The 3,545-nt window shown below is 68.0% G+C and carries 4 protein-coding genes and 2 pseudogenes; 2 read left to right on the top strand and 4 right to left on the bottom strand.

Translation table 11 applies throughout. The features are described 5' to 3' along the window. Positions 1 to 2: 2 nt before the first annotated feature. From ACFWI9_RS33430 to ACFWI9_RS33415, 4 genes and pseudogenes are all read right to left on the bottom strand, one after another. Positions 3 to 239, bottom strand: coding sequence for a DDE-type integrase/transposase/recombinase (locus ACFWI9_RS33430; RefSeq protein WP_387168824.1), 237 nt, complete (start codon positions 237 to 239; stop codon positions 3 to 5). Positions 240 to 242: 3 nt separating this feature from the next. Further along, positions 243 to 455: pseudogene (locus ACFWI9_RS33425) on the bottom strand (transposase); the annotation flags it as partial. A gap of 179 nt (positions 456 to 634) precedes the next feature. Beyond that, positions 635 to 2,083 (bottom strand): NF041680 family putative transposase, encoded by a 1,449-nt coding sequence (locus ACFWI9_RS33420; RefSeq protein ID WP_387168821.1) that lies wholly within the window; start codon positions 2,081 to 2,083, stop codon positions 635 to 637. 189 nt (positions 2,084 to 2,272) lie between these two features. Beyond that, positions 2,273 to 2,416, bottom strand: a complete 144-nt coding sequence (locus ACFWI9_RS33415; RefSeq protein ID WP_387168818.1) for a hypothetical protein — start codon at positions 2,414 to 2,416, stop codon at positions 2,273 to 2,275. A gap of 263 nt (positions 2,417 to 2,679) precedes the next feature. Here ACFWI9_RS33415 and ACFWI9_RS33410 point away from each other — a divergent pair, with 263 nt between their 5' ends. Both ACFWI9_RS33410 and ACFWI9_RS33405 read left to right on the top strand, forming a co-directional pair. Next, on the top strand, positions 2,680 to 2,823 hold the full coding sequence (locus tag ACFWI9_RS33410; protein ID WP_387168815.1) for a hypothetical protein: 144 nt from the start codon (positions 2,680 to 2,682) through the stop codon (positions 2,821 to 2,823). A 21-nt stretch (positions 2,824 to 2,844) separates the two neighbouring features. Continuing rightward, a pseudogene (locus ACFWI9_RS33405) lies at positions 2,845 to 3,431 on the top strand (transposase); the annotation flags it as partial. Positions 3,432 to 3,545: the final 114 nt, after the last annotated feature.

The raw sequence follows: 3,545 nt of genomic DNA, 5'->3' as shown, positions 1-3,545 counted from the left end.
CCTCAGGCGCATCGCCGGTCTTCCTGCTCCAGTCCTCCGTAGCGATCTTGAACACCTCCGAAATGAAGGTATTGCGACGACCGATTGAATCCGCCTTCGCTGCCGCGGTCGCTGTGGATCACGCAGCCGGGCTCCAGTCCGCTGCGGCCGTGGGCCATGTCGAGGGCGTCGACGACGAGCTCGGCGCGGTGGTGGTCGGCCATCGCGTATCCGACCACTTCGCGGGTGGCCAGGTCCAGCCAGATCGCGTCCAGTATCGCCCGGTGGCAGTAAGCCTCCGGTTGCCCGCCCCGGCCCCGCATCCAGCGCGGCACCGGCAGGAGTGGCCGGACCACGGCCCACTCCGCGTCCGTCATGTCCGAGGGATACCGTCGAACACGCTCCGGGTGATCGGCCGCATTCCCGAACCGGTGAGCGACGCAATCACACGACGGAGCAGCGGAGTTGAACTCCACCGGCGCGAGCACGTACAACTGCGGCAACAGGGTCTCCTGGATCTCGGCTGGCTTCGCAACCCCGAGCTACCAAGAGGCCCTGTCTTCATGCCCACGACCGGCCGCGATCACCCGATCGAGACTCCCGTTCGAGGCCCACCCCTCAAGATCGAAACGACAACAGCTACTTAGCCTTGCGTTTAACCTCGCTGCTGTTGGTGTTCCTTGATCGTTTCGGCGCGTTTGACGGTCTTGCCGACGTCCTGGATGCGGGCCTTGTGCTGGTTGCGGCTTCCGGGCGGGCGTCCGGGGCCGGGCTTGCCCGGTTTCGGTGCGGCTGCGGGACGGGCCGCCTTCCGGTGGAGGTTGCGAAACCCTCGCCGGACGCGGGCCGGGGACAGCCGTTCGGTCTTCACGGGGCGTTCCCAGGGGCGGCGTAGGTCCTCGGCGAGGGGGCGGGCGAGTCGGAGCTGGGTGTGCGCGGCGATGATCAGCCAGGTCCACAGGTCAGCCGCGCCGGGATGACGGACGCGTGGCGCGGTCCAGCCGAGCGTCTGCTTGATCATTCTGAAGGTGTGTTCGATGTCGAACCTGCGCAGGAACGTGCGCCACCACAGGTCCACGGTGGGCGGGGCGGCGTCGGTGGCCGAGCACCACAGCCACACCGGCTTGGGGGCGGCCTCGCCGGGCAGTCGTTCCACAGCGAGTCGGATCAACGTGCCGTGCAGCAGCGGGAGTTCTTCTGCGGCGTGCTCCAGCCAGGGCCCGCGGTGGGTAAGGCGGGGGTGCATGCGGTCCCAGGCCATCGCCTCCGCCTTGCCGTAGCGGGTGGTGTCCGTCACCGTGGTGACCTCGGGTGCGTGCCAGGACTCCGGCTTGGCGAGGGTCAGCACGCCGCCGTGCTTGCGTGGCCGCCCGCCCCGGGGGCCGGAGCGGGCGGGGCCCGCGTCGCGGAGCATGACGCGGTCCGAGCGCAGGCGCCCGACCAGGACCACGGGCAGGTCGGCCAAGGCATGGGAGAGGTAGGCGCTGTCGTAGCCGGCGTCCATCACGATCAGCATGTCGGGGTCGCCGTCGTGCCAGTGGCCCGCGGTGATGATGCGGGTGACGACTTCACGCAACTGGGTGGCGGTGACGGTGGTGGCGTCGTCGGCCGGACCCAGGCGGATGGCGTCCAGCAGGGCGCACCAGGAGGTGCGGCCCGATTCGAGGGCCGCGACGAAGGAGTAGGGCCAGCCCGGGATCAGCTGGTCGCAGCTGCGGTCGGCTCGGCGGCCGTGGACGTGGCAGAAGAGCCGGTCGGGGCTGGTGTTCGCATCCGGGCGCAGCCAGTTGGAGACGTCCACCGCCAACGCGATGCGGCCGTCGGTAACGCGGGGCAGCGGGAGGTCGGCCAGCGCCCGGCGCATACGGGCCGGTTGGCACCAGCCCTTGTCCAGAGCCGCGTACAGGGCGCCGTGCCCGCGCCGCATCTCATGCGCGAGGGAAAGCTCGACCAGCGTCTTGACCGGCCCATCGGTGCACAGCACAGCGTCGGTCAGCTCGAAGAGCACGTCCGCGCGGGCGTACAGGCTCTCGTAGAACTCGACCCGAAAGCGGGACAACACGTCCAATGCCTGGCCTGCGGGCGCGTCGACGGACAGACTCATACACAGCGGCCGTTCTCTCGGTGCTTCGTGACTCGACATCTCGAAGCGTGGAGAACGGCCGCCTCCGCTGTCCCAGGAAGAACCGCAGATCAGCAGGTCGGGTGACGCGCGAGGTTAAACGTCAAGCTTAGACGCCCTGCAATCGGTGAAGGCCAACATCACCTGGCTGGTCGAGACGAAGAAGGCCCACTACATTGCGGTCATCAAGACCAACCAGCCCACCGCGTACGCCCAGCTCGCCGCTCTGCCCTGGACATCGATCACCGTCCAGCACACCGCCTCCGCCACCGCCCACGGACGGCGCGAGTCCCGGTCGATCAAGGCCTGTTCCATCGCCGACAGCCTCGGCGGGATCGCCTTCCCCCCACGCCCGCCTCGCCATCCGCGTCCACCGCCGCCGCAAGCCCACCGGCAAGCCCGAGAGCCGCGAGAGCGTCTACGCCGTCACCAGCCTGAATATCCACCAGACCAGCCCCGCCGACCTCGCCACCGCCATCCGCGGGCACTGGGGAATCGAAAATTCCTCCCACTACATCCGAGATGTCACCTTCGCCGAGGACACCTCAACCGTCCACACCGGCAACGCGCCCCGCGCCATGGCCACCTTCCGCAACCTCGCCATCGGCACCCTGAAGATCCTCGGAGCCAACAACATCGCCAAGACCACCCGCGCCATCCGCCACGAGCCCGAACGAGCACTCGCCATCCTCGGCATCACCAACAACCCCGACACTCACTGAACTTGATCAAGCCCTGAGGTCAAAAGGGGCAGCCTCGAAGAACGAAACGGACAGGACGCCGAAGCAGATCCCGGGCGGGATGAACGGCGACGCATCCGGCGTCGCCGAAAACTGAGGCTGAAGGCCGCCCTCCTGGGACGCTCCAGGGGCGGACAGGCCGGCAAGATCCACCTCGCCGCCGACCGCAAGTGCTGACCGCGGGCCAGGCTGCCGACAGCCCGCAATTCATCCCCGTCCTGGGGAAGCTACGGGTCCGAGGCCCCCTCGGCCGTCCTCGCACCCGGCCGGACGCGGTCGCCGCCGACATAGCCTATTCCTCCCGCGGCAACCGGGCCCACCTGCGCAGACGCGGCATCAAGGCAGTGATCCCGGAGAAGACGGACCAGGCCTCCAACCGAAAGAAGAAGGGCTCCAGGGGCGGCCGGCCCGTCAGCCATGACACCGGCCTCTACAAAGAGAGGAACACCATCGAGCGCCTGATCAACAAGCTCAAGGCCTGGCAAGGCATCGCCACCCGATACGACAAGACCCCAGACAGCTACCTCGCCGGCCTTCACCCACGCGCCTCGATGATCTGGATCACAGACCTCGCCAGGACCACCAAATGATCACGACTCGATACGCACCCTAGGGCCCGTATTGGGTTGTGACCAATCTGAGGGTTTCGCCCTCGCGGTCGCGCTTGATCCGCTAGATCGTGTTGTGTGACGCGTGTGCAACTG

It is taken from the genome of Streptomyces sp. NPDC127084, from assembly GCF_042724175.1.
In the GTDB taxonomy this organism is placed as follows: Bacteria; Actinomycetota; Actinomycetes; order Streptomycetales; family Streptomycetaceae; genus Streptomyces.
The sequence above is the reverse complement of the archived record's forward strand: the minus strand, read 5'-3'. Positions and strand labels throughout refer to the sequence as shown.

Bases quoted from the DNA above. Each gene is read 5' to 3' on its own strand.
- ACFWI9_RS33420 (WP_387168821.1), bottom strand. From the start codon at position 2,083: ATGAGTCTGTCCGTCGACGCGCCCGCAGGCCAGGCATTGGACGTGTTG.
- ACFWI9_RS33415 (WP_387168818.1), bottom strand. From the start codon at position 2,416: ATGGAACAGGCCTTGATCGACCGGGACTCGCGCCGTCCGTGGGCGGTG.
- ACFWI9_RS33410 (WP_387168815.1), top strand. From the start codon at position 2,680: ATGGCCACCTTCCGCAACCTCGCCATCGGCACCCTGAAGATCCTCGGA.